At 37.4% G+C, this 20327-nt stretch carries 21 protein-coding genes; 12 read left to right on the top strand and 9 right to left on the bottom strand.

Going from position 1 to position 20327, the window contains the following annotated elements; genetic code table 11:
• Positions 1-264: 264 nt before the first annotated feature.
• Together K5S59_RS08915 and cydA are read right to left on the bottom strand one after the other, a co-directional pair.
• The gene (locus K5S59_RS08915; protein WP_000544182.1) at positions 265-1290 is read right to left on the bottom strand and encodes a cytochrome d ubiquinol oxidase subunit II; all 1026 of its coding nucleotides are present in this window, start codon (positions 1288-1290) and stop codon (positions 265-267) included.
• The gene (gene cydA, locus K5S59_RS08910) at positions 1283-2638 is read right to left on the bottom strand and encodes a cytochrome ubiquinol oxidase subunit I (protein WP_000381953.1); all 1356 of its coding nucleotides are present in this window, start codon (positions 2636-2638) and stop codon (positions 1283-1285) included. The genes K5S59_RS08915 and cydA overlap by 8 nt, the downstream gene beginning before the upstream one ends.
• 255 nt (positions 2639-2893) lie before the next feature.
• Here cydA and K5S59_RS08905 point away from each other — a divergent pair, with 255 nt between their 5' ends.
• A complete protein-coding gene (locus K5S59_RS08905; RefSeq protein ID WP_000283173.1) occupies positions 2894-3043 on the top strand; it encodes a hypothetical protein in 150 nt (49 codons plus the stop codon).
• Between the two features lie 91 nt (positions 3044-3134).
• The gene (locus tag K5S59_RS08900; protein ID WP_120450997.1) at positions 3135-4220 is read left to right on the top strand and encodes a transcriptional regulator; all 1086 of its coding nucleotides are present in this window, start codon (positions 3135-3137) and stop codon (positions 4218-4220) included.
• 47 nt (positions 4221-4267) lie between these two features.
• On the opposite strand, the gene K5S59_RS08895 is transcribed toward K5S59_RS08900, so the two are convergent.
• Positions 4268-5152 (bottom strand): LysR family transcriptional regulator, encoded by an 885-nt coding sequence (locus K5S59_RS08895; protein WP_000421925.1) that lies wholly within the window; start codon positions 5150-5152, stop codon positions 4268-4270.
• A 135-nt stretch (positions 5153-5287) separates the two neighbouring features.
• On the opposite strand from K5S59_RS08895, the gene K5S59_RS08890 reads away from it, so the two are divergent.
• Complete coding sequence (locus K5S59_RS08890; protein ID WP_120450996.1) at positions 5288-7288, top strand: YhgE/Pip domain-containing protein; 2001 nt, start codon at positions 5288-5290, stop codon at positions 7286-7288.
• A 42-nt stretch (positions 7289-7330) separates the two neighbouring features.
• Here the strand turns inward: K5S59_RS08890 and K5S59_RS08885 are convergent, their stop codons facing one another.
• From K5S59_RS08885 to K5S59_RS08875, 3 genes are all read right to left on the bottom strand, one after another.
• Positions 7331-7711: a VOC family protein gene (locus K5S59_RS08885; protein WP_042515874.1), complete on the bottom strand. Its 381-nt coding sequence runs from the start codon at positions 7709-7711 to the stop codon at positions 7331-7333.
• A 42-nt stretch (positions 7712-7753) separates the two neighbouring features.
• On the bottom strand, positions 7754-8911 hold the full coding sequence (locus K5S59_RS08880) for an acyltransferase (protein ID WP_120450995.1): 1158 nt from the start codon (positions 8909-8911) through the stop codon (positions 7754-7756).
• 148 nt (positions 8912-9059) lie between these two features.
• The gene (locus K5S59_RS08875; protein WP_000649374.1) at positions 9060-10277 is read right to left on the bottom strand and encodes a dicarboxylate/amino acid:cation symporter; all 1218 of its coding nucleotides are present in this window, start codon (positions 10275-10277) and stop codon (positions 9060-9062) included.
• A gap of 222 nt (positions 10278-10499) precedes the next feature.
• Between K5S59_RS08875 and K5S59_RS08870 the strand changes: the two genes are divergently transcribed.
• From K5S59_RS08870 to K5S59_RS30460, 4 genes are read left to right on the top strand one after another with little or no spacing between them, the layout of a single operon-like run.
• Positions 10500-10802 (top strand): PTS sugar transporter subunit IIB, encoded by a 303-nt coding sequence (locus K5S59_RS08870; protein ID WP_001023540.1) that lies wholly within the window; start codon positions 10500-10502, stop codon positions 10800-10802.
• 14 nt (positions 10803-10816) lie between these two features.
• Positions 10817-12118 (top strand): PTS cellobiose transporter subunit IIC, encoded by a 1302-nt coding sequence (gene celB, locus K5S59_RS08865; RefSeq protein ID WP_097844741.1) that lies wholly within the window; start codon positions 10817-10819, stop codon positions 12116-12118.
• Positions 12119-12127: 9 nt separating this feature from the next.
• Positions 12128-12445: a PTS sugar transporter subunit IIA gene (locus K5S59_RS08860; RefSeq protein WP_087983153.1), complete on the top strand. Its 318-nt coding sequence runs from the start codon at positions 12128-12130 to the stop codon at positions 12443-12445.
• A gap of 9 nt (positions 12446-12454) precedes the next feature.
• Complete coding sequence (locus K5S59_RS30460) at positions 12455-12574, top strand: DUF3021 family protein (protein WP_120450994.1); 120 nt, start codon at positions 12455-12457, stop codon at positions 12572-12574.
• 104 nt (positions 12575-12678) lie between these two features.
• Here the strand turns inward: K5S59_RS30460 and speD are convergent, their stop codons facing one another.
• Positions 12679-13050 (bottom strand): adenosylmethionine decarboxylase, encoded by a 372-nt coding sequence (gene speD, locus K5S59_RS08850; protein ID WP_098258007.1) that lies wholly within the window; start codon positions 13048-13050, stop codon positions 12679-12681.
• A gap of 18 nt (positions 13051-13068) precedes the next feature.
• Positions 13069-14280, bottom strand: coding sequence for a polyamine aminopropyltransferase (locus K5S59_RS08845; RefSeq protein WP_120450993.1), 1212 nt, complete (start codon positions 14278-14280; stop codon positions 13069-13071).
• Positions 14281-14704: 424 nt separating this feature from the next.
• Between K5S59_RS08845 and K5S59_RS08840 the strand changes: the two genes are divergently transcribed.
• The 5 genes from K5S59_RS08840 (at position 14705) to chbG (ending at position 18921) form a co-directional block, all read left to right on the top strand.
• Entirely contained in the window at positions 14705-15007 is a 303-nt protein-coding gene (locus K5S59_RS08840; protein WP_001023569.1) for a PTS sugar transporter subunit IIB, read from the top strand.
• Positions 15008-15023: 16 nt separating this feature from the next.
• Entirely contained in the window at positions 15024-16331 is a 1308-nt protein-coding gene (celB, locus tag K5S59_RS08835; RefSeq protein WP_001168833.1) for a PTS cellobiose transporter subunit IIC, read from the top strand.
• 183 nt (positions 16332-16514) lie between these two features.
• A complete protein-coding gene (locus tag K5S59_RS08830; RefSeq protein ID WP_000989050.1) occupies positions 16515-16838 on the top strand; it encodes a PTS lactose/cellobiose transporter subunit IIA in 324 nt (107 codons plus the stop codon).
• Between the two features lie 3 nt (positions 16839-16841).
• A complete protein-coding gene (celF, locus tag K5S59_RS08825; RefSeq protein WP_000145768.1) occupies positions 16842-18167 on the top strand; it encodes a 6-phospho-beta-glucosidase in 1326 nt (441 codons plus the stop codon).
• Positions 18168-18216: 49 nt separating this feature from the next.
• Positions 18217-18921 carry a chitin disaccharide deacetylase gene (chbG, locus tag K5S59_RS08820; protein WP_120450992.1) on the top strand — a complete coding sequence of 235 codons (705 nt, stop codon included), beginning with the start codon at positions 18217-18219 and terminating at the stop codon, positions 18919-18921.
• A gap of 41 nt (positions 18922-18962) precedes the next feature.
• Here chbG and K5S59_RS08815 read toward each other — a convergent pair whose 3' ends face one another.
• Positions 18963-20144: a chromate transporter gene (locus K5S59_RS08815; protein WP_000002747.1), complete on the bottom strand. Its 1182-nt coding sequence runs from the start codon at positions 20142-20144 to the stop codon at positions 18963-18965.
• Positions 20145-20327: the final 183 nt, after the last annotated feature.

Below are 20327 nucleotides of genomic sequence, written 5' to 3'. Positions count from 1 at the left end.
AACTAGACGTATAATGGATTAAAGCGAATATGTGTTTTTCAAGCTAAAGGACAAGTGTCACTAATAGAGAAATAACTATTGTGAGAGGGGTCTATAAATTATTGGGGCGATAAGATAGTAAATGAAATTTATATGGGTGATTATGGAGATATATCGGCGCAATGCAAAATATATCAGCGATTTTTAAAATATATCGATTTATCGACAAAACATGACAAAAGGAGTCCATCCCAAAATGCCTTTTGGAACAGACTCTCCACTATATTATTTTTCCTTCAAAAAAGTTCGATCCTTCAAGAATAAATTCCAGAAGAAAATAAATCCTGGTAATAAAATTGCAATCCCAATTGCATATAAAATAAGCAATGCATAGAATGTTTCGACCGTTGTAAAGCTTGTAAATACAGTTACATCAGGATAAATAATATACGGTAAATGCGCAACGCCGTAAGCATAACTTGCAAATGCATATTGAGCGACGACTGCTAAAACGGCAATGCGAGGGTATCCTAGTGTGTCATACTTCTTGTTTGTCCACCAAAGAGAAGAGTATCCGATAACGAATAAAACGATAGAAACTGTAAACCATGTGAATTGCTTTATTAGCCCTTGCATAAGCCAGTGTGTTTCCGGATCCATTACAACGAGGGCAATAATCGCCGTAACGAGCGTTGCAGGACCAAGGATAATCGCGTTTCTTCTATAAATTCTATATGCATCTTCTGAACCTTGTTCTCTCGCAAAATCAGCAAGAAAGAGAGAGGAAAGAAATAGTTCCGAAGTTAGTCCGAAGAGCATATAACAATAAATAACAGGACTAGAAAGAAGTTTTCCATATAGGAGTACTTCTTTTCCTTCAGACATTGTAATATAGGCACCTTCTGTAACAGGTAAAACGGTAATTAATAGGGCTGGAATTAAGAGTCCTGTAATACCTGAAATAATACGAAGAAGGTGTTGGTACTTCGGCAGGGAATAAGCAAATACCATAAATGTACTGCGAATTGCCACGAGTACTAGAATTAACATAACGGGTACGAACATCACCGTTGCTAGGGTGAAAGCGGCTTTCGGAAAGAAACCGAGAAAAGCGACAACGACAAAGACGAGAAATGTATTTGTTACTTCCCAAGTCGGTGATAAGTATCGGTTGGCAAGCTTGGCAGCGAGCGTTGGATGTTTTGCGTATACCATGCCCCAAAAACCTGCCCCAAAATCGATGGACCCTAATATACTGTATACGAAAATAAGAGCCCATAAGATGATGATTGCAATACTTTCCTCATGCACGAGAATCGCCTCCTTCGTGATGTAAATCATTTGTAAGCGGATGTTTCTTAAAGAATGTCCGTAGCACAAAGACTGTTAAAATACCGAGTCCAATATATAAAATGATGAATAGAATAAATAAAGGACCGACAAAATCAGCGCGTGTAGAAGCATCGACTGTACGTTGCATACCGTAAATGGTCCACGGTTGACGACCGCTACAGCTGAAAATCCACCCAAATTCAATGCCAAGCATCATAACTGGTCCACATGCGGCAGCTCCCCAAAGAAGCCACTTCGGTAGTTCGGCTCCTTTTTTTCGGTAAACAAAGTACCAATATAAGAGGGCAATTGCTGCAACTGCAAAGGTAAAGGCAGCAGTGCCAACCATTAAATTGAACAGTGTATGTGTGTAAAATGGTGGCCATGTTTCTTGTGGAAATTCATTTAGACCTTTTACGACGGTGCTAGGGTCTAGCCCCACTAGTAGGCTAAGCATGTTCGGAATTTCTAGTGCATAGTTTAGTTCAAGTGTGTTAGGATCTACAACGCCGCCAATTGATAACGGTGCATGTGATGTCGTTTCAAATAGAGCTTCAGCAGATGCCAGTTTTTCAGGGGAATGCTTATGTAAGGCAATTGCCGATTCGTGTCCCGAAAGCCACATCGTAGCACCTGTAATAAATGTCACGACGAGTCCTAACAGTAGTCCTTTTTTATGATATGCCACTTCACGTTCACTTAAATTCTTCTTTAATAATTTAAATCCGGCGATAGAGGCAATGACGGCAGCTCCAGTTGCGTAGGCTGTAATCACAACGTGGAATGCGCTTGTGCCAAAACTCGGATTAAAGAAAGCTTTCCACGGGTCAACGTTAAAAACTGATCCATCTGGCCCCATTGAAAAGCCCGCGGGTGTATTCATCCATGTATTTGCTGATGTAATAAGCACGGCGGATGCCGTGGCACCAATCATGACGAAGAATAGCGAGATTAATCTCATGAATGGAGGTAGTTTGTCAGCTGCATATACATAAATGGACATGAACAAAGCCTCTAAAAAGAAGGCGAAAATCTCAATTTGAAAGGGAACAGAAATAACTTGCCCAACAATTTTGGCAAAACCAGGCCAAAGAAGTGAGATTTGCACACCAACAATTGTTCCAGTTGGAATTGCTACACCGAGAAGGATGGCAAAAGCCTTTGTCCATCTTTTCGCCATAATGGCGTAGTCGGAATCTTTCTTCCAGTGATAGAGTATTTCACTTATAAAAATCATTAATGAAAGTCCGACACCAAGTGTTGCGAAGATAATGTGGAATGCTAGTGAAGAACCGAAAAATGCTCTTGCTAATGTTACCGTATCCATATGTAAACTCCTCTGCTTTTTTGCCATTATTTTCTGATTGAATTGGAAGATTTATTCAAAAAAACTACCAAAAATATATATGTATTTAAAAAGTGGATATGGTAATGTAATGTTTAAATATTCTAAATAGAAAGAAGTTAATGTTTAATAATATTTTGTTTGTTTTTTAGTAAGGAATATTTTATAATCTTTTATGCGAACGTAAGTTCTGTTTTTGAAGGTGAAGAAGTTTATGTGAAATGGAGAGGATGTTTTATGTATCCTGAAGTCATTAAAAAGATGGCATTTTCAAAAGAGCATAGAGATTTATTATTGAAGCTGTATAATAAAGAGATTACACGTCGTGAATATGATCGACTTGTGGCATCGCTATATAGACCTTCTAAAGAGGCTTGTGAGGGATAGAGGTACGGGAGACAATCTAATCGATTGTCTTTTTTAATTTTACGTATGTTCTGGTAAAATTAAGGCTAGCCTTATTAGGGAGGTGAAAAGATTGCGGAAACGTTTATATATAGGGGTTGGAGTTATTCTCTTAATCGCTTTAGGCGGCATTGTATTTTGGTCAGCTATACAAGGAAACCGTACAGAACATTTTATTTTAAGACATATGGTGAATGAAAATGGGACGCTTGCCACATATCGTTTAGCGGATACAAAGGCAGGTATGGGTGAAGCGAAAGGTCGTGAAGCTTTATCGGAATCAGCAGGACTATGGCTACAATATACATTGGATAAAGACGATCAAGCGTTATTCGATGAACAAGTTAAGGTTATTCAAAATAGCTTTGTACATAAGGATCACATTGTTATATGGAAAATCTCTGAAAAGGGAGAAATGCAGTCAGCTACAAATGCACTTATAGATGATCTTCGTATTATAGAACAATTATATCGTGCTTATGAAATGTATAAGGAAGAGCGTTATAAAAACTTGGCAGATCAATTGAGTGATGCTGTAGTTCGTTATAATAAAAAAGATAATTATTACGTTGATTATTATGATGCAGATGCAGGGAAACAAAATAATTTTGCAACTACATCATACTTAAATCCGCACGCATTCTCGTATATGAAGAAGTATGGAAAAGTCTCTGCTCAGCAATATCAGGAAGTCGTTCAATTTTTAGCGGATTATCCAAGGCATGGCTGGGCATTCCCAAAAGAGTATAAAGAAGATGGTACATTTACGTACGATAAAGAAGTGAATCTTATTGACCAATCATACGTTGCGTATCATCGAAGTTTAGGTGGCCTTTCATCAGATGCTTATTTGGAATTTATAAAGAAGAAATTCCAGGAGGATGGAAAGCTATACGGTCGTTACAATTTAGAAACAGGAAAACAAACTGTGAATTATGAATCGCCAGCCGCTTATGGACTAACAATCTTGTACGTACTACAAACAGGTGATACAAAGTTTGCAAAGGAATTATACGATCATATGGCCACATTCCGAAATGACAACGTATTTAGTAGGTATTACGGTGGATACGTAACAGGCGAAAATAACAATACGCATATTTTTGATAATGTTTTGCCGCTTTTAGCTGAAATAGAATTAGAGAAGAGTGAAAAATAAAAGGTGCCACCCTATGGGGATGGCACCTTTTATTTTTTGATGTCATTTTACGTCCTAATATTGGAAAAGTAATCAATCACGAATTCACGAAATTGCTGAGCAGTTTTCGATAAGTAGCGTTTCTTCGACCAACTTAAGCCGATAGTTCGCTCGCAATTTGGTTCAATAATACGTAACTTATTTAATGCTAAAGTAGAGTTTTTTAATAAAGTTAAACTTGGGACAAAGGCGATGCCGAGACCTTGCTTAATAAGGTCGCTAATCACGGTTGGTTCATCTACTTCAAAAGCGATATGTGGAGTGAAACCAGCTTCCTTGCAAAATTTATCTGTTAAGTGTCGAAATCCGTAACCAGTGTTCATACTAATAAATGGTTCGTCTTTTACTTCATGCAGATGGATGCTTTCGCGTCCTGATAAACGATGACCTGAAGGGACGACTAAGAAAATCTCTTCTGTAATAAGGGGTTCCCAAATAATCTCCTCGCCTTCAATGGGCACAGAAGAAATGCAAAAGTCGATTTCTATATTATCTAGTTGTCGTTTCATAGAAGGAGTAGATGCGAGAAATTGTTGGAAGCGAACGTTAGGATGCTCTAGTAAAAAAGAACCGAGTAGTTCTGGTAATATTCTTGGAATAGAAACTGCCAGTGTAATAGAGCTTTGTTGTAATTCAGCTAAATCTTTAATTTCTCGTTCGCCTTCACTTAATTCATGAAAAATGCGTTCTACTCGTTTTAAAAATACTTTCCCAAAAGAGTTTAATGTAATTTGTCGACCTTGGCGATCAAATAACGGGACGCCTAAGTCCTTTTCTAATCTAGCGATTGTTTTGCTAAGCGAAGGTTGTGCGATATGCAATTCTTCAGCGGCTTTTGTCATATGTTCTAATCGTGCGACTGTCTGAAAGTATTTTAGTTGAAGAAGTTCCATTTTGACTCTCCTTTCTATAGACCCAAAGGAATGAATTGATAATTAAAGATGTATTATACAGTATGAAAATGGGTGTGTATAGTAAATCTGTTAAACCATTCTAATGGTGTTAAATTAGGAGAAGGAGTATGTTTCATGAAGGGAATTCAACTTATATTTAAAGATTGGAAAGCGATGTGGCACCATAAACATGGACGTATCGCTTTAATTTTTTTATTAATCGTTCCTTTAATTTATTCAGGATTCTTTTTAGCTGGATATTGGGATCCCTACGGACGATTAGATAAATTACCTGTTGCGATTGTAAATTTAGATAAGGGTGCTACGATGGATGAAAAAACAATTCATGCAGGAGACGATTTTGTAAGAAACTTAAAGGAGAATAAGGAACTAGCTTTTCATTTCGTATCAGAAAAAAATGCTGATGAAGGGTTAAAAGAAGATAAGTATTATATGGTTGTTACGATTCCAGAGGATTTCTCTAAAAAGGTAAGTACACTTATGGATGAGAAACCAGAGCCAGCACAACTTCAGTACAAAGTGAATCCGGGCAAAAACTTTGTAGCAGCGCAAATTGGAACGACTGCTGTTGAAAATATGAAAACAAAAATCTCAAATAGTATTACGAAATCTTATACAGAAGGTGTCTTTTCAAAGTTTCAAGACTTAGCACAAGGGTTGAGTGATGCAAGTAATGGTGCTGAGAAGTTACATGAAGGAACGACAGATGTAAGAAACGGGGCAAATCAGCTTGCAGATGGTATTCATCGTTTAAGTGACGGGACATCAAAAGTGAAAGAGGGAAGTGAAAAACTTGCTGATAGCCAATCAGCCTTAACTGGTGGAGCAAACGAGCTGAGTCAAGGGGCGACCTCACTTCATAGTGGTATGGAATTATTAGCTCAAGGTGAAAAAACTTTACAATCAGGGGTTAGTGAATTAAGTGCTGGTACAAATGAATGGGTGAACGGAAGTGAGAAACTTGCTGAAGGGCAAGTGAAAGCGGACAATGCAGCAAATAGTTTAAAACAACAACTAGAAGAGTACGTGAAAAGTCATCCAGAAGTGCAGCAAGATCCTGCTTTTCAAAAAATCATTGCTACTTCTAATGGATTAGCTAAAGCAACAAACACTTTAAATAATAGCCAACAACAATTGACACAAGGTGCGCAGAAGCTTGCTGATGGTCAGCATAAGGTTGAAGAAGGCATGAATACATTTGGAGTTAAGTTAAATGAGGCTACTGCTGGAACGAAAAAGATAGCAGATGGTGCGGCGAATTTAGCTGATGGATTTACGAAATGGGAAAATGGATTTACATCATTACAAGAAGGTGTAAATCAACTTGCGAATGGTGGAACGGAGCTAAATAACGGTGCTGGTAAGTTAACGAACGGACTTGTTAAACTTGACGATGGTGCGAAAGAACTTTCTACGAAATTAGGAGAGGGCGCAGAGAAGATAGCGGACGTTCGCAATGATGATGCACGCAATACGATGTTCTCAGAGCCGGTTCAATTAGTGAAGTCGACAGTTTCTGATGTGCCTAATTACGGTTCAGGTATTGCACCATATTTCTTATCACTTGCATTTTATGTTGGTGGAATTATGGCATCAAATATTTTACCTCTTGGCCGTAGACAAAATATGAAGGTAAGCGGAACGGTACATTTTATTAATAAACTAGGACTGGTATATGTAATTGGACTTATTCAAGCATTACTTGTGGATGTGGTCGTGCTAGGAGTTATGAAATTAGAAGTTGCAAGTGTGCCACTCTTTGTTTTATCAAGTATCGTTATTTCCTTTACGTTCATGACGTTTATTCTTATGTTAGTAACGGTATTTGGTCTTGTTGGAAAATTCTTAGCGGTAACGCTTCTCGTCTTGCAATTAGCGACGAGCGGGGGGACTTTCCCAGGAGAATTAAATATAGCTGTTCTTAGCAAAATTGGAGAATTTCTCCCAATGTCCCATTCTCTTAGAGGGCTACAAGATGTGATTTCTTTAGGGGATTGGTCACAATTACAAATACAAATTTTAATATTGTTATGCTATCTCGTTGTTGCTGGCGGAATTGCTTGGATCACGAGTCATATACAACATAGGGAAACGAATGCAGAACAAGTTTCTTAAAATGAAAGAAGCTATCCGTTTTTTTTTCGGATAGCTTCTTTTTTATTTGCGTTCCATTACCGCAAAGTAATTGTTTTCATTATCAGCAAAGTTAAATGCTCTACCAGTAGGTAAATCTACAACTTGTCCAACAGTAACGTTTTTCTCAGCAAGATCTTTATACAGTTGATCTAAGTTGTTAGAGAAGAACATAAGTGAAGGTGTATGTAAGTTTAACTCAGGTTGCATCTTTGCAATTAACGCTTTATCGTGAAGGACGATGCTTGTGCCTGCTTCTTTTGACGGCGCAATTTCAATCCAACGAAAACCTTGTCCGTTATTTTCTTCCGCAATAATTTGGAATCCTACTGTCTCAGTCCAGAATTGTACTGCTTCATCTTGATTATTTACATATAGCATAATTTGTCCAATTTGATTAATCATAGGTGTGTCCTACTTTCTTTTCGTGTATGGAATTCTATTATATCAAAGATATGGTTTGAATACCTTTTCGTGATTTTTCCGAGGTACAATCTTCGCCCATTTCATATTTGTCGTAGGAGAAGGTCCTGTAATCCACGTATGAAATGGTAGTGTACTGCAAATGACCATTGCTGAAATTGAGATTGTGGCCGTTATTATAAATAATAATAGGCTATACAGTATTGTGTTTTCTTGCTGTGTGAATAAAGAAAGAAATTTTGTACATAGTTGCAAGAAGAAAAAATGAGCTAAATAAGCACCATACGTGTAATTCCCGATAAATCGTAAAGCTTTATATAAGAAACCGCGTCGCTGTACGATTGTAATAGAAAGCACGTAAAGTATAATAATTTCGCATACGATATATAAAAACATAGACGGTTTTAAATAAGTCGAAACGGTTAAATGAATAGAATTTGCTCCGTAAAAACTAAATAACTCATAATTGATGAATAAAAATAAGATGAAAAATAATATTGTAATAAGCGGGATATGTTTCATGACAAATGTACGCCACGTTTTTAATGCGACAGCAGCGATTCCTCCCATGACGAAATAGAATGAGTAGAAGAAGAAGGAACGGTCTGTATAATGTAAAATGGTTGAGCTAGTCAATTTCTCTCCATTAAAAATGTAGTGAGAAGAATACCACATTAAGAGAAAATATAGAGAAGCAAAGATGGTCATATATTTATATATGTCTTTTTTATTTTCTGTTCGTTTTTGAAACCAATAAAATAGCGTGCACAGCAAAGGAAACAATAAATGAATTTGGAACATCATAATCACGTACCAAAGATGGGGTGCGGCTGTTCCGAGTAATAAACTTTTTATTCCACTTTGTAGTGTAATCATATCGTTTGTTGTTAATAAGTAAAGAATAGACCAGAAGAAATAAGGAATGAGTAAATGTGCAGCTTTTTCATAAATATATTCTGTGTAGGCTAGTTGCTTCGTATATTGCCGAATTAAGTGAAAGCCGACGATAAATATGAATGCAGGTGCTGAAAATTTTGCAAGGTTGAATAGCATGCCCATAATGAGGGATTGCTCAAGTAAGACATTTCCTTGGTTCATTGTATATAATAAGGAACTTTGCAAAACGACAGCAAGGAATGCAATGCTTTGCAAAACTTTAAATTCTGGTGCGCTTTGAGTCATTAGGTCCATCTCCTTTTCCATACATGATTATAGTACGGAGAATGGATAATGAGTGTGGAATATTTGTGAAGATTATAACAAATTTGTGGCGGAATGGATTAACAACAAAAAAAGAGGATGCTCGTTAGGAGCATCCTCTTTCTATTTATTAAGCAAATTTGTTTTTGATCCAGTTCTTACCTTCTACAAGGCGAGCTGTCATTACGGCACAAGCGTTATCTGCTGTTACGTTTAACATCGTTGCAGGAGGATCAATGATTGTACTAATTGCTGCGATAATTGGCAATGCTTCTGGCGGGAAGCCGTATAGAGAAACGATTAACATTTCACCAATCATACCGCCGCCTGGAATAGCACCCATTACTGTTCCTACTAATAGAGAAACAACAAGTGCGATTGCTAATGTTTTCGGTCCTTCGAATTCCATGTTGAAAATACCGAATAAGAAAGCAATTTTTAATACGCCGCCTAAAACAGATCCGTCTTTATGAAGTGTAGATCCAAGAAGGACAACTGTTTCACGAACGTCAGAAGAGATACCCATTTTCTTCGTTGCTTCCAAGTTCGCTGGAATACTAGCAGCACTACTACAAGTTGCAAGTGATGTAACGGTAGGAGAGACCATGTTCTTCCAAAATACTTGTACACCTTGTTTGCGACCTGCAAGGTATGCATAGAACGTGAAGAATACAAAGAAGTAAATGAGAGACGCTGGGTAGTATACCATTGCTGCTCGGAAGTACGTTCCAAGAAGTTGTGGTCCGAATTCACCAACTAATGCTGCGAAGTAAGCAGCAAGTCCGATTGGAGCGTAGTACATAATGAAAGATACAACTTTCATTGAAATTTCTGCACCAGCTTGTAAGAATGTAGCGAATGGTTTTCCTTTTTCACCAACTGCTGAAGTTGCAACCCCCATTAAAATAGAGAAGAAAATAAGAGCTAGCATATTTTCACGAGATAGTAACTTTGAGAAGTCAGATACTGTTACAATACCGACGATTTGATCTGCAACACTAACAGCTTTTTCAGCTTTATCAGGCTGCGTTAGTTCTAATACAACACCTTGTGCTGGCGGGAATACTTTCACGACAATAATCATAAAAATAGCAGCTAAAATACTTGTAAATAAGAAAGTTCCAGCCATACTAGACATAATTTTACCGAAACGTTTTAATCCATCCATATTAGCAATAGATGACGCGATGCTAAAGAACACTAAAGGTACAACAATCGTAAACATTAAGTTTAAGAAAATGTCACCAAGCGGCTTTAAAGCAACTGCATCGGCACCCATGAAATAACCAATGAAACCACCAATTAGGATAGAAGATAATAAAATAAGTGGAAAGCGATATGCCTTCATAAATATATCCTCCTATCAATTAAAAAAATCATACTGAATTATTATAGCGAGTTAGAGTCCTCTTTACTAGGAGAATAATGATAGATAGAATAGCGTGAAAACCGAGAAATTTTTGTTTTTAAGCTCGGCATACAGCAGGCAATCTAGACATATATATTTGTAACCTAGTGGTGGCAAGGATGCGCCGTAACTTAGGTTTGGAAAAAGGGGGAGGGAAAAGGGATGAATATTTTACTTTGCTGTGCAGCGGGAATGTCTTCCAGTTTAATTGTTACGAAAATGGAGAAAGCAGCAGAGGCAAGAGGGATAGAGGTAAAGATTTGGGCAGTATCAGGTTCTGAAGTAAATAGTCATATAGATGAAGCTGATGTACTTTTACTTGGACCGCAAGTACGTTATTTATTACCGAAGATGAAAGAGTTATGTAAAGGGAAAGGGATACCTGTTGATGTCATTCAGTCCGTCCATTACGGGCTTTGTAATGGGGAAGCAATCCTGCAAGCAGCTTTGTTAATGAAACCATGAGGAGAGTGGGATAGATGGTACGGTTTTTAGAGAAATATGTAATGCCAGTAGCAGGGAAGGTTGCAGAACAGAGACACTTGCTAGCGATTCGTGATGGACTTGTATTGACGATGCCTTTCTTAATTATAGGGTCATTTTTCCTCATCATTAGTGCTTTACCAATACCAGGTTATAATGATTTTATGGCAGGTTTGTTTGGGGAGAATTGGCAGAGGGCTTTGGGGTATCCAGTTAGTGCAACTTTTAATATAATGGCTTTAATAGCTGTTTTTGGAATCGCTTACAGACTTGGAGAATATTATAAGGTGGACGCTTTAGCATCCGGGGCATTGTCGCTTGTGACGTTTTTACTTGCGACGCCATTTCAAGTTGCATATATTATACCAAGTACAAAAGAGAGTGTACTTGTAGAAGGTGCTATCCCAGCTGCATTAATGGGAAGCCAAGGGTTATTTGTAGCTATGATTATTGCACTTATATCTACTGAACTTTATCGGTTTATTGTACAAAAAAAGATAATTATAAAAATGCCAGAGACAGTTCCGCCAGCTGTGACACGTTCATTTGCCGCGCTTGTTCCAGGATTTATTGTTGTAACGGTGATTTGGATTTTACGCTTAATTATAGAAAATACTTCTTTTGGCAGTATCCATAATATTGTGGGGCAAATTTTACAGGAACCACTTAGTGTACTTGGTGCTAGTCTTTGGGGTGCAATAATAGCTGTTATTCTCGTTCATGTTCTTTGGTCATGTGGAATTCATGGAGCTACTATTGTTGGTGGTGTAATGAGTCCGGTTTGGTTATCGTTAATGGATCAAAACCGAATTGCTTACCAAGCAGGGCAAGATATACCAAATACGATTACTGCACAGTTTTTTGATTTATGGATTTATATGGGTGGATCTGGTGCGACACTTGCTTTAGTTATTGGAATGTTATTGTTTGCACGGAGTCAGCAATTAAAAAGTTTAGGAAGATTGTCAATTGCACCTGGTATATTTAATATTAACGAGATGGTAACTTTTGGTATGCCGATTGTCATGAACCCAATTTTACTAATTCCATTTATATTGGTTCCGGTTGTGTTAACGATTGTTTCTTACTTTGCAATGGAATGGGGATTAGTTGCTCGTCCGAGCGGGGCTGCTGTTCCTTGGACGACACCAATTCTATTTAGTGGATATTTAGGATCGGGCGGGAAAATTTCAGGTGTTGTGTTACAACTTGTTAACTTTGCGCTTGCATTCTTCATTTATTTACCGTTCTTAAAAATATGGGATAAACAAAAAGTGGCGGAAGAAAAGGGGGAGTAGTGAACTAAAATGGATACGATAGAGACAAAGGCTTTTCATTTAATTTTGCATGGGGGAAATGCGAGAAGTTGTTCAATGGAAGCAATAGATTGTGCAAAGCGTGGAGAGTTTACAGAAGCGGAAGCGAAATTACAAGAAGCGTTAGAGGAATTAAAAGAGGCGCACCGTGTACAAACGGAGCTCATACAGAAAGAAGCTGGTGGTGAAAAGACCGAAGTTACCCTTCTGATGGTGCACGCGCAAGATCATTTAATGAATGCGATTACGGTGAAGGAATTAGCGAGTGAATTTGTAGAATTATATAGGAAGATGTCGATGTCTGAATGAACCTTGCGTATGCAAGGTTTTTTTATGTTTTGTAAAGATAATTTCATTATTACTTACGTCGTTATATGGTTTATGATGACTTTATATTGGAAACGAAAAATCGCGAAATTAAATTATCAATTAAGATGAATAAACTATGTATGTGTGCGTACCATCAGTAGAGTGTTATGAGCCCCACTGATGGTATTTTCATATTAACAAGCCTCCTTCTTCGTGGGAAATGGGTATGGTAACTAATTGATAGTAATAAATTCTCCTACACCACGAATTAATTTTTTTATATGCATACGCTCTGGTTTTAATACGTTTATTATTGAATCAATGGCTTCTTGAGGATCGACAGATGTGCCACAAGTATAACAATCAATTGCTGCAAATTTCTTTTCAGGATAAGTGTGAATAGAGAGATGGCTTTCTGATAATAAAAGTAATACCGTTACTCCATATGGTTGAAATTCTTTGTTACTTACATTTAAAACGTGAGCACCAGAGCGATTCGCAGCATCTATTAGATGATGCTCTAAAAAATGAACATCATTTAATAGAGAAAAATCCACGCCCCATAAATCTACTATTATATGACGCCCAAACGTGGAATATTCCATATATTTATACCCTCCTTGTCAAAATTGCATCTCTTTTTGATAGCAATGATGTAGGATAAGTTCAGATTCTAAATTTAAAACGGCATTATTACGGTGTTCCAGATGTTCTTCTTTAAATTGAAACAAAGGAGCAAGAAGTGAAGGTAATGTTCGAGGAGTTGGCACAACATATAATTGTTCAATTTGATCGAGTATATAGGCAGAGTTAGCGGCAATATGAAATCCCCAGTCAGTTCCGAAAGATGGGACGATTGTATGATAACTTTTCACAGTTAATCCAGCATGTTCAATTGTGTTACCGATGCTCCAATATACAAGAGGTGCATCAGCAGGTGAATTAGATTGACAGACGAATGCACCACCTTCTGTTAAAAACGTAGCTATACGAGCAAATAGTTCACTTGTATATAAAGTACTTAATAATTCCGTCGCTGGATCAGGAAAATCAATAATAATTACATCATATAAAGAGGAAGGAGAGTTCAGAAATTCTTTTGCGTCACATACATGTACATTTGCACGCTCATCAAAAAATGCACGTTGGTTTAAAGAAACTAATTCTGGAACATTGCGAGCCATCGTAATCATTTCTTCGTCTAAGTCGACAAGGTCTACATGTAGAACTGTTTCATATTTTAAAACTTCTCTTAAAGCAAGACCATCGCCACCGCCTAAGATGAGAACGCGTTTGGGATCTATTACCTTTGACATAATCGGATGCACGAGTGCTTCATGATAAATTTGCTCATCGACGGAACTAAATTGTAGTTGCTTATCCAAATATAGACGAATGTCGCTTACTTGGAGTAAATTAATGTTTTGATAATTACTTTTTTTTTCAAATAAACTTGTATGTTCACCAGTTTGTATTTCTTTTAGTGAAATTTCATCCCATACATCTAAGCTGTGTGAATCTGTGGGTACTATGCTTACATTTTCCGATTGTACTTGTTTATCAGGTTTGTCTTGTTTATCAGGTTTGTCTTGTTTATCGTGTTTGTCTTGTTTATCGTGTTTGTCTTGTTTATCGTGTTTGTCTTGTTTATCGTGTTTGTCTTGTTTATCGTGTTTGTCCTGTTTATCAGGTTTGTCTTGTTTGTCTTCAGTGTCCTTTTGATCTAGTGTATCCGTGTTGGAATTTAATTCAGAATCCTCTTCTTGTTTATACCATTTATTTGGAACCTGTATTCTATAAATCTTCATTCTATTCTTTTTTCTATGCTTTGGCATTGGAATCCCCTTTCAAAATACTTTATTTTCTTCTATTCTATGTAATTTAATAGAGTTTGACTGGACAATAACTAGACGAATATCTTGAATAGGTATTTGTTTTTGATTTGAGTTGAAATAGTATATTTTTCGGTATTATATTTTCACACTTTAAAAAAATAGTGTTTTTTGTTTTAAATACAACTAGACAACTAAACACTAATCTATTTTCATACAGTTATGTGTTAAAAGCGTGTTGTTTTATAACACACTGTGTGTTTTTTGGGTGACACACTAATTGAAAGCGTTAACACACAAAGAAAACAGTCGAAAAAGTGCTGATTTTAGTGGTTTTAAAAAGTTGGCACGCTAATTGCATTAATAAATAGCGTAAAGAAAAATAAATAAACATAAATTTTTTATACTACACAAGGGGGATTTTCAAATGAATATTTTATTATGTTGCTCAGCAGGGATGTCTACAAGTTTACTAGTTACAAAAATGGAAGCGGCTGCAAAAGCTCGCGGTCTAGAAGGAAAGATTTGGGCTGTATCTGGGGATGCAGTAAAAACAAATATCGATCAAGCAGATGTATTATTACTAGGACCACAAGTTCGTTACATGCTTTCTTCAATGAAAACGCTTGCTGATGAGAGAAATGTTGGAATCGATGTTATTAATCCAATGCACTACGGCATGATGAATGGAGAAGCAGTTTTAGATCACGCGTTAACACTTAAAAAATAATTAGGGGGGAAGCGAAATGCAAAAATTTATTGCATTTATGGAGAAATATATTGTTCCTGTCGCTGGTAAAATCGGATCGCAACGTCACTTAGCTGCGATTCGTGATGGATTTATTGCAGTTATGCCACTTATTTTAGTTGGTGCACTGGCATCACTAATTAATGGTTTTCCGTCTGAAGCTTTCCAAGAGTTCATGAAAGGTTTGTTTGGTGAAACGTGGAAACAAGTTGGCGGTGGAATGTGGACTGGTTCTTTCGCAATTTTAGCACTAATCATAGCATTTACAACAAGTTATAACTTAGCAAAATCTTACGGCGTTGATGGTTTGTCAGCAGGTATTATTTCATTTGGTGCGTTAATTATTCTTACGCCAACAACACCGAAAGAAGGCGGATTGAACTTAGCTTGGACAGGGGCACAAGGGTTATTCGTAGCAATTATTGTGGCACTCCTTGTTACTGAAGTATTCCGTTTCTTTGTACAAAGAAACATTACTTTTAAAATGCCTGATGGAGTACCACCAGCAGTTTTAAGATCTTTCGCAGCTATAGTTCCAGCATTTGTTATCTTAACAGTAGTTGCAGGTATTCAATTAGCAGTGAAATTAGCTGGTACAAGTGTTCATGAATTTATCTTTAATACGATTCAATCACCACTGCAAAGTTTAGCAGGGACATTACCAAGTGCAATTGTCATTGTACTCCTTGTTCATCTTCTTTGGTTCTTCGGTTTACATGGTCCAAATATCGTTGGTGGTATTATTGAGCCATTATACTTACCGGCATTAGAGAAAAACATGAATTTATTCAAAGGTGGTACATCTGCATTTGATGTTCCAAACATTGTTACAAAACCATTCTTTGATACTTTCGTATATCTTGGTGGTTCTGGTGCAACATTAGCGTTCTTAGTGGTCGTATTAATTGTAGCAAAAAGTGCACAATTACGCGGTGTATCTCGCTTATCAATTGGACCAGGTGCATTCAACATTAACGAACCTGTAATCTTTGGTACACCAATTATTTTAAATCCAATTTTATTCTTACCGTTTATCCTAACACCAATTGTATTAGTAATTACTTCTTATACAGCTATATCTATTGGTTGGGTACCAAAAACAGTTGTGATGATTCCATGGGCAACACCACCAATTATTAGTGGTTATCTTGTAACAGGTGGACATCTTTCAGGTGCAATTCTACAGTTATTCAACTTTGTAATTGCGATGGTAATCTACTATCCATTCGTTGTATTATCTGACCGTTCTGTTGTTCGTACTGAAAAAGCAGCAGCGCAAGGAAATAACAACTCTGTACCTATGTAACATAAAGATTGTTCTCACAGACAGCATTGTCTGTGAGAACAATTACCTTTATATCATGTTCAAAAAGATGAGACCCATCTACAAGAACACCAAACTATCATTCATAAATTAATATTTTAATAGAAATGTTCAAACTGAAGGGGTATTTCAATCGGTTGAACCATAATAGAGAGGGCGGTAATTATGATGACTACAGCAGAACAAATTCCATTCCAATTAATTTTAAATAGTGGTAATGCACGAAGCTTTGCAATGGAGGCACTTCAATTTGCCAAACAGGGGAAAATGGCAGAGGCTGATGAAGCGATGGTAAAGGCGAAAGAAGCGATTAATGAAGCGCATCATTTCCAAACAGAGCTCATACAATCAGAAGCAAGAGGAGAAAAAACAGAGATTAGTGTTCTTTTAATTCATGCACAGGATCATTTAATGAATGCGATTACAGTGAAAGAATTAGCAGCAGAATTTATTGACCTTTATAAAAAGTTAGAAGCGAAAGGGGAATAAAGCATGACTGGAATTAAAATTGCTACAATCGGCGGTGGATCTAGTTATACACCAGAGTTAATTGAAGGATTTATTAAGCGTTATGATGAGCTTCCTGTTCGTGAAATTTGGTTAGTAGATATTGAGGCAGGAAAAGAAAAGTTAGAAATCGTTGGTAACTTAGCGAAACGTATGGTGAAAAAATCCGGTTTACCAATCGAGGTACATTTAACACTCGATCGCCGTGAAGCATTAAAAGGTGCTGATTTCGTAACGACGCAGCTTCGCGTAGGTTTATTAGAAGCTCGTGCAAAAGATGAAGCAATCCCGTTAAAATATGATGTAATCGGTCAGGAAACAAATGGTCCTGGTGGTTTATTCAAGGCGCTGAGAACGATTCCTGTTATTTTAGATATTTGTAAGGATATGGAGGAGCTTTGTCCGAATGCATGGTTAATTAACTTCGCAAACCCAGCTGGTATGGTAACAGAAGCTGTCCTTCGTTATACAAATATTCAAAGAGTAGTTGGTCTATGTAACGTTCCAATCGGAATTCGCATGGGTCTTGCAAGATTACTTGAAGTAGATGCAAGTCGTGTCCACGTTGATTTTGCAGGTTTAAATCATATGGTATACGGACTAGACGTATACTTAGATGGCGTAAGTGTAATGGATCGTGTGTTAGAGCTTGTAACAGATCCAGAAAAGCAAATTACGATGGAAAATATTGCAGCGCTTAACTGGGAGCCAGACTTTATTCGCGGCCTTCGTGCAATTCCATGTCCATACCATCGTTACTACTACAAAACACGTGAAATGTTAGAAGAAGAGAAAGAAGCTTCAGTTGAAAAAGGTACACGTGCAGAAGTAGTGAAACAGTTAGAAGATGATTTATTCGAGCTATATAAAGACCCGAACTTAGATATTAAACCACCACAATTAGAAAAACGTGGCGGCGCTTATTATAGTGATGCTGCATGTAGTTTAATTACGTCTATTTACAATAATAAAGGTGATATTCAGCCTGTTAATACACGAAACAACGGAACAATTGCAAGCTTACCACATGATTCGGCTGTTGAAGTGAACTGCATTATTACGAAAGAAGGTCCAAAACCAATTGCAGTTGGAGATCTTCCCGTACCAGTTCGCGGTTTAGTACAGCAAATTAAATCATTTGAGCGCACAACAATTGAAGCTGCTGTTACAGGGGATTATCATAAAGCGCTGCTTGCTATGACAATTAATCCACTTGTACCATCAGATAAAGTTGCAAAACAAATTTTAGATGAAATGTTGGAAGCACATAAAGAATATCTTCCACAGTTCTTCAAAAAGGTAGAGAAATAAAGCGGCGCTATTTAGCCCGCTTTTTTTATTCTATTAAGGAGGTATTATGATGATTAAGTTAATTGTAAATGCAGATGATTTCGGTCTTACAGAAGGTACAAATTACGGCATTATTGATGGACATATAAATGGACTGGTAAATTCAACGACAATGATGATGAATATGCCAGGAACAGAGCATGCGGTGCGCTTAGCAAAAGAGTATAACCTACTCGGAGTAGGGGTACATCTCGTATTAACAGCAGGAGAACCACTTCTTGGAGATGTACCATCACTTGTAAGTAGCGATGGATTGTTTCATAAACAAAGCGTCGTATGGGAAGGGAAGGTAAATCCAGAAGAAGTGGAGAGAGAATGGACTGCTCAAATTGAGAAATTCTTATCTTATGGATTAAAACCAACGCATTTAGATAGTCATCATCACGTGCATGGGTTGCCCATCTTGCACGATGTTCTTGAGAGGTTAGCGGCTACATATAATGTTCCGATTCGTCGTTGTGAGGAAGAGCGAGCGGTGCGCCCATTTTCAGATGTGTTTTACAGTGATTTTTACGCGGATGGTGTGACGGAAGATTACTTTGTGAAGTTAAAAGAAAGAGTACAAGGTGAACAAACGGTAGAAATTATGGTTCATCCAGCTTATATTGATCCAGAGCTTGTGAAGCGTTCTTCTTACGTGATGGATCGTGTGAAAGAATTGCGCATTTTAACAGAGAGCGAGTTACCTGAAGGAATAGAACTTGTGAAGTTTTAATAGAAAAACGACGGCTATATAATGCCGTCGTTTTTTTGTGCTTACAAGATGGATAGAATATATCCGCCGAAGGCTCCGAGTATAACGATAACCCAAGGTGGTGTTTTCCAAAAAGCGAGCAAGCAAAATAGAAGAGACGCAAAAACAAAATCTATAGCGTTCATAATTGTGCTTGTCCAAATAGGATCATAAAAAGCTGCTAATAAAATACCGACAACAGCTGCATTGACTCCAAGTAGTGCCCCTTGTATGAAAGATATTTTTCTTACACTGTCCCAAAATGGTAAAACACCAATAACGAGTAAGAAAGCAGGAAGAAAGATCGCAATTGTTGCGAGTATGGCTCCAAGCGTCCCGTTTAACACTGCTCCTATATAAGAGGCGAATGTAAATAGTGGACCTGGTACGGCTTGTGTTAATCCGTATCCAGCTAGAAACTGTTCTTTCGTCATCATTCCATTTTGTACGAACTCACCTTCAAGGAGGGGCAGCACGACGTGTCCGCCTCCGAATACAAGTGCACCAGAGCGATAGAAACTATCAAATAAAGCGATATAATAAGAGAACGGTCTTAATATTGGTAGCAGTAGTAACAGCCCGAAGAATAAGACGAGACAAGAAACTGCTATCTTTTTTGAAATAGGTACTTTTATATGTTGAGATTGGCTAATTGGTTGGTTGCGATATAAAAACCAGCCGATAAAGCCAGATATTATAATGAGGATGACTTGTGTCCAGCTGCTTGGCCATAATAAGGCGATTGCGGCAGTTATAATAGCGATTGTCGCACGATTTCGGTCTGGCGTTAATTTTTGTGCCATTCCCCATATGGCATGAGCAACAATAGCGACTGCTACAAGTTTTAGTCCGTGAATCCAGCCAGCACTTCCAAGATTGAATTGATTAAGGAATGAGGCGAAGAAAACCAAAACAAGCACAGACGGTAAAGTGAATCCAATCCATGAAATAATAGCTCCTAATACCCCGCCTCTTAATAATCCAACCCCCATACCGACTTGACTGCTAGCAGGGCCAGGAAGGAATTGACATAGTGCTACTAAATCTCCATAGCTTCGTTCATCCATCCATTTTCTTTTTTGTACATATTCGTGGTGGAAATAGCCGAGATGGGCGACAGGACCACCAAATGAAGTAAGTCCTAATTTAAATGAGACGAGAAAAATCTCTAATAATGTTTGAAAAGTGTATTTGTTATTTGCCAAAATGACCTCCTAGAATGCTTTCCTAAGTGCATTATACAAGAGGTAGTAAAGAAAAAGGAACGATTCTAATGTAAAGATTATGTGAATCTTTTCTTCGTAATTAAAACTTGAAAAAGTCATAAATGATTATGTATAAACCATAAAGTAGTAGAAGTAGTGCTGGGAAATTTATATAAGGAGAAT

The sequence above is a fragment of the Bacillus sp. BML-BC051 genome (assembly GCF_019656175.1).
In the GTDB taxonomy this organism is placed as follows: domain Bacteria; phylum Bacillota; class Bacilli; order Bacillales; family Bacillaceae_G; genus Bacillus_A; species Bacillus_A mobilis.
The sequence above is the reverse complement of the archived record's forward strand: the minus strand, read 5'-3'. Positions and strand labels throughout refer to the sequence as shown.

Excerpts from the sequence above, each read along its gene's own strand:
- K5S59_RS08830 (WP_000989050.1), top strand. The coding sequence starts at position 16,515 with ATGATGACTACAGCAGAACAAATTCCATTCCAATTAATTTTAAATAGT.
- K5S59_RS08870 (WP_001023540.1), top strand. The coding sequence starts at position 10,500 with ATGAATATTTTACTTTGCTGTGCAGCGGGAATGTCTTCCAGTTTAATT.
- celB (WP_097844741.1), top strand. The coding sequence starts at position 10,817 with ATGGTACGGTTTTTAGAGAAATATGTAATGCCAGTAGCAGGGAAGGTT.
- speD (WP_098258007.1), bottom strand. The coding sequence starts at position 13,050 with ATGGAATATTCCACGTTTGGGCGTCATATAATAGTAGATTTATGGGGC.
- K5S59_RS08885 (WP_042515874.1), bottom strand. The coding sequence starts at position 7,711 with ATGATTAATCAAATTGGACAAATTATGCTATATGTAAATAATCAAGAT.
- K5S59_RS08875 (WP_000649374.1), bottom strand. The coding sequence starts at position 10,277 with ATGAAGGCATATCGCTTTCCACTTATTTTATTATCTTCTATCCTAATT.
- celF (WP_000145768.1), top strand. The coding sequence starts at position 16,842 with ATGACTGGAATTAAAATTGCTACAATCGGCGGTGGATCTAGTTATACA.
- K5S59_RS30460 (WP_120450994.1), top strand. The coding sequence starts at position 12,455 with ATGCAAGGTTTTTTTATGTTTTGTAAAGATAATTTCATTATTACTTAC.
- chbG (WP_120450992.1), top strand. The coding sequence starts at position 18,217 with ATGATTAAGTTAATTGTAAATGCAGATGATTTCGGTCTTACAGAAGGT.
- K5S59_RS08860 (WP_087983153.1), top strand. The coding sequence starts at position 12,128 with ATGGATACGATAGAGACAAAGGCTTTTCATTTAATTTTGCATGGGGGA.
- K5S59_RS08890 (WP_120450996.1), top strand. The coding sequence starts at position 5,288 with ATGAAGGGAATTCAACTTATATTTAAAGATTGGAAAGCGATGTGGCAC.
- cydA (WP_000381953.1), bottom strand. The coding sequence starts at position 2,638 with ATGGATACGGTAACATTAGCAAGAGCATTTTTCGGTTCTTCACTAGCA.
- K5S59_RS08840 (WP_001023569.1), top strand. The coding sequence starts at position 14,705 with ATGAATATTTTATTATGTTGCTCAGCAGGGATGTCTACAAGTTTACTA.
- K5S59_RS08895 (WP_000421925.1), bottom strand. The coding sequence starts at position 5,152 with ATGGAACTTCTTCAACTAAAATACTTTCAGACAGTCGCACGATTAGAA.
- K5S59_RS08845 (WP_120450993.1), bottom strand. The coding sequence starts at position 14,280 with ATGCCAAAGCATAGAAAAAAGAATAGAATGAAGATTTATAGAATACAG.
- K5S59_RS08905 (WP_000283173.1), top strand. The coding sequence starts at position 2,894 with ATGTATCCTGAAGTCATTAAAAAGATGGCATTTTCAAAAGAGCATAGA.
- celB (WP_001168833.1), top strand. The coding sequence starts at position 15,024 with ATGCAAAAATTTATTGCATTTATGGAGAAATATATTGTTCCTGTCGCT.
- K5S59_RS08880 (WP_120450995.1), bottom strand. The coding sequence starts at position 8,911 with ATGACTCAAAGCGCACCAGAATTTAAAGTTTTGCAAAGCATTGCATTC.